The organism is Jhaorihella thermophila (genome assembly GCF_900108275.1).
GTDB lineage: Bacteria > Pseudomonadota > Alphaproteobacteria > Rhodobacterales > Rhodobacteraceae > Jhaorihella > Jhaorihella thermophila.
In genome coordinates, this window is sequence record NZ_FNVD01000016.1 from 50,662 (window position 1) to 57,392 (window position 6,731).

Below are 6,731 nucleotides of genomic sequence, written 5' to 3' on the forward strand. Positions count from 1 at the left end.
GTCCGCGCAATCGAATTTTCGTGATGGCGGGGGAAAGCATCCGTGATCGAGGCCATGGATGACTGCCGACAAAGCCTGTTGAACTCGCACGCTCGCGCGAACATCTTGTGGCCAACAAACACGCGCCCCCATCACGTTGGGGCAAGGCAGGAGACTTTCATGACCAACCCGCTCTTGGCCGACTGGGACACTCCGTTCGGTATCGCTCCATTCGACCGCATCCAGGACGACCACTTCGCCCCCGCGCTGGAGGCGGCACTGGCCGAACACCGCCGCGAGATCGAGACTATCGCCGCCAATCCCGAACCGGCGAGCTTTGCCAACACGATCGAGGCGCTCGAGGCCGCCGGCCGCACGTTGGACCGGGTGCTGGGTGTGTTCTTCACCGTCGCGGGCGCCGACAGCACCCCGGAACGCGAGGCGCTGCAACGAGAGTTTTCGCCCAGGCTCGCCGCGCATTTCTCGGACATTTCCGCCAACAGGGCGCTGTTTGCTCGCATACAGGCGGTGTGGGAGGCGCGCGAGGCGTTGGCTCTGACCGACGAACAGGCCCGGCTGCTGACGCTCACCCATCGCGGTTTCGTCCGCGCCGGCGCCGCGCTCGAGGGCGAGGCCGAGGCGCGGATGAAGGCGATCAAGTCGCGGCTCGCGGAGCTCGGCACCGCCTTTGCCCAGAACCTTCTGGCGGACGAGCGCGGCTGGTTCATGGAACTGGACGAGGCGGATCTCGAAGGCCTGCCGGATTTCGTCATCGACGCGGCCCGCGCGGCGGGACGGGAAAAGGGTGTGGACGGCCCTGTAATCACGCTGGCGCGGTCGCTGATCGTGCCCTTCCTGCAATTCTCGCCCCGCCGCGACCTGCGCGAGCGCGCCTGGCGCGCCTGGGCCGCTCGTGGGGCGAATGGCGGGGAAACGGACAACCGCGCCATTGCCGCCGAGATCCTGAAATTGCGCGAGGAACGGGCGCGGCTCTTGGGCCATGACAGTTTTGCCGCCTGGAAGCTGGAGACCGAGATGGCCCGGACGCCGGACCGGGTGCGCGACCTGCTGATGGCGGTCTGGGCACCGGCGCGGGCGCGGGCCGAAGCAGATGCCGAAGTGCTGGCGGCGATGATGCGCGAAGATGGCGTGAACGGCCCCCTGGAGCCTTGGGACTGGCGCTATTACGCCGAGAAGCGGCGCCGGGCCGAACACGACCTCGATGAGGCCGCGCTGAAACCATATCTGCAACTCGACCGCATGATCGAGGCGGCCTTCGCCTGCGCCAACCGCCTGTTCGGACTGGAGTTCCGGCCACTCGATATACCCCTCTACCACGAGGACTGCCGCGCATGGGAGGTGACCCGTAACGGGCGCCATGTGGCGGTGTTCATCGGGGACTGGTTCGCGCGCGGCTCCAAACGGTCGGGCGCCTGGTGCAGCGCGATGCGGTCTCAGGCGAAATTTCCCGAACCTCAGACGCCTGTCGTCATCAATGTCTGCAATTTTGCAAAAGGCACGCCGACGCTTCTGAGCTATGACGACGCCCGGACCCTGTTCCACGAGTTCGGCCATGCGCTGCATCAGATGCTCTCGGATGTCGCTTACGAGAGTATGTCCGGCACGTCCGTGGCGCGCGATTTCGTGGAACTGCCCAGCCAGCTGTTCGAACACTGGCTCGAAGTGCCGGAGGTGCTGGAGGAATTTGCGATCCACTACGAAACCGGTGCGGCGATGCCTCGGGCAATGCTCGACAAGGTGCTGCGGGCAGCGAATTTCGACCAGGGGTTCCAGACGGTGGAATACGTCGCCTCGGCGCTGGTGGACCTTGCCTTCCACGACGGCCCCGCGCCAGCCGACCCGATGGCGAAACAGGCCGAGGTTCTGGCCGCGATCGGGATGCCGAACGCGATCGGGATGCGCCACGCAACGCCGCATTTCGCGCATGTCTTCGCGGGTGACGGTTATTCCAGCGGCTATTACAGCTACATGTGGTCCGAGGTCATGGACGCCGACGCCTTCGAGGCGTTCAAGGCGGCAGGAAGCGCCTTCGACCCCGATGCCGCCGCTGCGCTTGAAGAGCATATCCTGTCCAAGGGCGGTTCGCGTGAGGCCGAAGAACTATATGTGGCCTTCCGGGGCCGAATGCCCGGAGTAGACGCGCTGCTGAAAGGTCGCGGCCTGTTACAGGCGGGGTGACGCGCCTTGCGGCGCGTGCCTGCGGCGCGGGTATTTGGAACCAGAAAGGAGCAGGGTCGAAGAGCCCTGACCGGGGCCGTCCATCCTCGAGGGGACAATCCTGCCCCGGCAGGGCCGCTTCTTCCTGGTGCGGTCATCGGCTCCCCAGCCTGTACCGCAGCTCCGATGCTGGGTGATTCCGGTTAAGAAATCCTTGCTGCTTCTTTCTGGTCTCAAATACCCATGTCCTGCGTTATCGGGGCGGTCCGGCGGCGATGGGGAAATGCGCCATTGCCACCTTTCCCTTCGCCGCGCCATTCGGTAGAGGAAGCGCGACGAACAGGGGACGCTAGATCATGGCGATGGAAAAGACCTTCAACGCGGCCGAGGCCGAGGGCCGCATCTACAGGGCCTGGGAAGAGGCGGGCTGTTTCCGCGCTGGCGCCAATGCGCGGAGCGAGGAAAGCTTCTGCATCATGATTCCGCCGCCCAACGTGACCGGCGCGCTGCATGTGGGGCACGCCTTCAACAACACCCTGCAGGACATCCTGATCCGCTGGCACCGGATGCGCGGCTTTGACACGCTGTGGCAGCCGGGGCAGGATCATGCCGGCATCGCCACTCAGTTGCAGGTGGAAAAGATGCTGGCCGCCACCGGCCAGCCCGGCCGCCGCGAACTTGGCCGCGAGAAGTTCCTGGAAAAGGTCTGGGAGTGGAAGGGCAAATACGGCGGCACCATCATCGAGCAACTCAAGCGCCTTGGTTGTTCCTGCGACTGGGAGCGCAACGCCTTCACCATGGCCGGGGCGCCGGGCGACCCGCGTACCGGGCACGAAAACAGCCCCAATTTCCACGATGCCGTGATCAAGGTCTTCGTGGACATGTACAACAAGGGCTACATTTATCGCGGCAAGCGGCTGGTGAACTGGGATCCGCATTTCGAAACCGCGATTTCCGATCTGGAAGTCGAGAACATCGAAGTGCAGGGCCACATGTGGCACTTCAAGTATCCGCTCGCGGGGGGCGAGACCTACACTTACGTCGAGCGCGACGAGGACGGCAACGTGATCCTCGAGGAAGAGCGCGACTACATCTCGATCGCCACGACGCGCCCCGAAACGATGTTGGGCGACGGTGCCGTCGCGGTTCATCCATCAGATGAACGCTACGCGCCAATCGTTGGAAAACTGTGTGAAATCCCGGTTGGTCCGAAAGAGCATCGCCGGCAGATCCCTATCATCACCGACGAATATCCGGACCCGAATTTCGGGTCGGGTGCGGTCAAGATTACCGGAGCGCATGACTTCAACGACTACGCGGTGGCGCGGCGCAACAACATTCCGTGCTATCGCCTGATGGACACGCGCGGGCACATGCGCGCGGACGGCGCGCCCTATGCCGAAGAGGCCCGGAAGGCGCAGGAATATGCCCGCGGCAAGCCCTTCACCGAGGCCGAGATCGACGCGATCAACCTGGTGCCCGACGACCTGCGCGGGCTGGACCGGTTCGAGGCGCGCAAGCGGGTTGTCGAACAGATCACCGCCGAGGGGCTGGCGGTGATGACCCGCGCGGATGATCCGCGCCTTGGCCCGAATGCGGTGAAGCCGGGCGAAGAGGGTGCGGACGCGCTTGTGCCGCTGGTGGAGTCCAAACCCATCATGCAGCCCTTTGGCGACCGGTCGAAGGTCGTGATCGAGCCGATGTTGACCGACCAGTGGTTCGTGGATGCCGAAAAGATCGTCGGCCCCGCGCTGGAGGCGGTGCGGTCGGGCCGGACGAAGATCATCCCCGAATCCGGCGAGAAGACCTATTACCACTGGCTGGAGAACATCGAGCCCTGGTGCATCAGTCGCCAGCTGTGGTGGGGCCACCAGATCCCGGTCTGGTATGACGAGGACGGCAACCACTACTGCGCCCCGACCGAGCAGGAAGCGCAGGCGATGGCGGGCGAGGGCGTGAAGCTCACGCGCGATCCCGACGTGCTGGACACTTGGTTCTCGTCCGGGCTCTGGCCGATCGGCACGCTGGGCTGGCCCGAGGACACGCCCGAGCTGCGCAGGTATTTCCCAACCGACGTGCTGATCACCGGCTTCGACATCCTGTTCTTCTGGGTGGCGCGGATGATGATGATGCAGCTTGCGGTGGTCAACGAGGTGCCGTTCCACACCGTATATCTGCATCAGCTCGTGCGCGACGAGAAGGGCAAGAAGATGTCCAAGACCGCGGGCAACGTGATCGACCCGCTCGAGATCGTGGATGAATTCGGCGCCGACGCGCTTCGGTTCACCAATACCGCGATGGCGGCGATCGGCGGCGTGCTGAAGCTCTCGCGCGAGCGTATCACCGGCTATCGCAATTTCGGCACCAAGCTGTGGAACTTTGCCCGCTTTGCCGAGATGAACGGCGTGTTCGAGGTCGAAGCCCACGACATCCCGCGCCCGCAGCGGACGCTGAACCGCTGGATCGTCGGCGAAACCGCCAAGGTGCGCGAAGAGGTGGACGCCGCGCTGGAAAGCTTCCGCTTCAATGACGCGGCGCATGCGCTCTATGCCTTTGTCTGGGGCAAGGTCTGCGACTGGTACGTGGAATTCTCCAAGCCCCTTCTGCAGGGCGAGGACGAGGCCGCCCGCGCCGAGACGCGCGAGACGATGAAATGGGTGCTGGACCAGTGCCTGATCCTGCTACACCCGATTATGCCCTTCATCACCGAGGAAATCTGGGGCCTCTCGGGGCAGCGGGACAAGATGCTGATCCACGCCGATTGGCCGGAATACACGGCCGCCGATCTGGTGGATTCGGCCGCGGATCACGAGATGAACTGGGTGATCGGTCTGATCGAATCGATCCGCTCGGCACGGGCGCAGATGCATGTGCCGGCGGGGCTTTACGTGCCGCTGGTGGTGACCGAAATCGACGAACGCGGGCAGGCCGCATGGGACCGCAACGAAGCGCTCATCAAGCGGCTGGCGCGGATCGAGAGCCTGACGCGCGTGGAAGCCATGCCCAAGGGCACCATTACCATTGCCGCCGAAGGCGCGACCTTCGGCCTGCCGCTGGCGGACGTGATCGATATCGGCGCGGAAAAGGCTCGGTTGGAAAAGACGCTGGGCAAGCTCGCCAAGGAACTGGGCGGCCTGCGGGGTAGGCTGAAGAATCCCAAATTCGTCGAATCCGCCCCTGAAGAGGTGGTCGAGGAAACCCGTGCCAACCTTGCCGCTCGCGAAGAGGAAGAGGCCAAGCTGAGAGAGGCGCTGGAGCGGCTTTCGGAACTGGCCTGATCTTCATCTTGCTTCCAATACTCATGTCCCGCCCTCACCGAAGGCTCTGCGGTGGGGGCGTTTTTTCTGTCGAAAGCAGAATGGCGTCCCGTCGCCGCCGGTGTCCGTCGCGGGTGGCGAGAAGCGGGAATCCCCGCTTCAACTTTGCCCTTGTCACACAACCAGCCGCAAATTATGACAGCAGGTGCTGCGGGTGTAGCTCAATGGTAGAGCAGCAGCTTCCCAAGCTGACGACGAGGGTTCGATTCCCTTCACCCGCTCCATTACGACCATCCAGGTGACCCGCTCCGCTTGAAGTCCGAGATAATGGGTTGGCCCTGTTCAGGGTTGGTCCTTTCCGGATGGTTGGTGATGCCCCCTCAATTGAATCCCAACCGCAGGCCGATGGTCACGTCCGTGAAGGTTCTGTAATTTTCCGGGTGGCCTGAGGTCATGATCAGGCGGCTTTTGTTGTGATGCTGAGAATGGGGGCGATCTCCTCGTGGTCGATCTGACCTGCCACGGGAATTTTCCTCCACCTGGGATTAGAGTCCGCCCCAACGAAGGGACAGACAATGAAGCGAACGAGATTCTCGGAAGAACAGATCATCGGCATCCTGACCGAGCATGAGGCGGGGGCGAAGTGCGCCGATCTGTGCCGCAAGCACGGGATGTCGGAAGGGACGTTCTACAACTGGAAAGCCAAGTATGGCGGCATGACGGTGTCCGACGCCAGGCGGCTGAAGGCACTTGAGGACGAGAATGCCCGTTTGAAGAAGCTTCTGGCTGAGTAGATGCTTGATGCTGCGGCAATGAAGGAACTGTTGGCAAAAAAATGGCGAGGCCCGCCGTCAAGCGCGAAGCCGTTGCGCATCTGAAGGCCGAACTTGGTCTGTCAGAGCGGCGGGCCTGCCGGATTGTCGGGGCGGATCGCAAGATGACCCGCTACCGATCCGTCAGGCCGCCCGAGACGGCGCTGCGCAAGCGTCTGCGTGATCTGGCCAATGAGCGGCGCCGGTTCGGCTACAGGCGTCTGTTCGTGCTGCTCAGGCGTGAGGACGAGCCTTCCGGCATCAACCCCGAGCTGTCGATTGGCAAACAGTGCAAGCTGCTGTCGATCTCGCGGTCGTCGTTCTACTACCAGCCCAAGGGCGAGACGGCGCTGAACCTGACGCTGATGCGCCAGATCGACGAACAGTTCCTGGAAACGCCGTTCTTCGGAGTGCGGCAGATGACCTGGCATTTGCGCAACGAGGGCCATCTGGTCGACGAGAAGCGCATCCGCCGGCTTATGCGGCTGATGGGCCTGATGCCGAT

Annotated in this window: 3 protein-coding genes, 1 tRNA gene and 1 pseudogene; all 5 read left to right on the top strand. The window is 63.5% G+C overall.

All coding sequences use genetic code 11. The features are described from left to right. Positions 1-159 precede the first annotated feature (159 nt). Positions 160-2,178: a M3 family metallopeptidase gene (locus C4S70_RS15130; RefSeq protein WP_104008951.1), complete on the top strand. Its 2,019-nt coding sequence runs from the start codon at positions 160-162 to the stop codon at positions 2,176-2,178. Positions 2,179-2,513: 335 nt separating this feature from the next. Then, the gene (locus C4S70_RS15135) at positions 2,514-5,435 is read left to right on the top strand and encodes a valine--tRNA ligase (RefSeq protein WP_104008952.1); all 2,922 of its coding nucleotides are present in this window, start codon (positions 2,514-2,516) and stop codon (positions 5,433-5,435) included. 189 nt (positions 5,436-5,624) lie between these two features. Next, a tRNA-Gly gene (locus C4S70_RS15140) sits at positions 5,625-5,698 on the top strand. A gap of 291 nt (positions 5,699-5,989) precedes the next feature. After that, positions 5,990-6,492: pseudogene (locus C4S70_RS15145) on the top strand (transposase); the annotation flags it as partial. Positions 6,493-6,591: 99 nt separating this feature from the next. Then, positions 6,592-6,731, top strand: a 140-nt coding sequence (locus tag C4S70_RS19475) for an IS3 family transposase (protein ID WP_146064230.1), incomplete at its 3' end; no start/stop codon positions are given.